This is a genomic window from Aeromonas sp. Prich7-2 (assembly GCF_017939255.1).
GTDB classification, from domain to species: Bacteria; Pseudomonadota; Gammaproteobacteria; order Enterobacterales; family Aeromonadaceae; genus Aeromonas; species Aeromonas caviae.
In genome coordinates this window covers 1-368 of the sequence record NZ_JAGKRI010000353.1, presented here as the reverse complement: position 1 = coordinate 368, position 368 = coordinate 1, and the positions used below count along the sequence as shown (strand labels likewise).

Annotated in this window: 1 protein-coding gene; it reads right to left on the bottom strand. The window is 52.7% G+C overall.

Going from position 1 to position 368, the window contains the following annotated elements; translation table 11 throughout:
* On the bottom strand, nt 1–368 hold a 368-nt coding region (locus J9892_RS22790; protein ID WP_210539105.1), incomplete at both ends, for an RNA-guided endonuclease TnpB family protein.

Genomic DNA, 368 nt, shown 5'->3' with positions numbered 1-368 from the left:
TGATAGTCGTTGTGACCTTGTGAAGGTAATCGCGGCGGGTATTGGCGATATGTGAATGCAGCCGCTGGATCTTGGCTTTTTGTTTCTTCCAGTTGCTGCTGAACTTTACCTTTTTGCTCAACTGGCGTTGGAGCCTTGCCAGCTTGATCTGATTGGTTTTGAAGCTGTTGACGGGCTCAAACACCGTGCCATCTGACAGGGTTGCGAGCTTGGCGATCCCCACATCTAGCCCGACCATTGAGCCGGAGGGGTGAATTGGCTCAAGCGTCTCCTGCTCGACCTGAAAGGAGATATACCAGTGCCCGGCTGCTTGGCTGACGGTCGCGTTTTTAATTTTCCCTTCAACTGGCTGGGACTGACGGAACTTG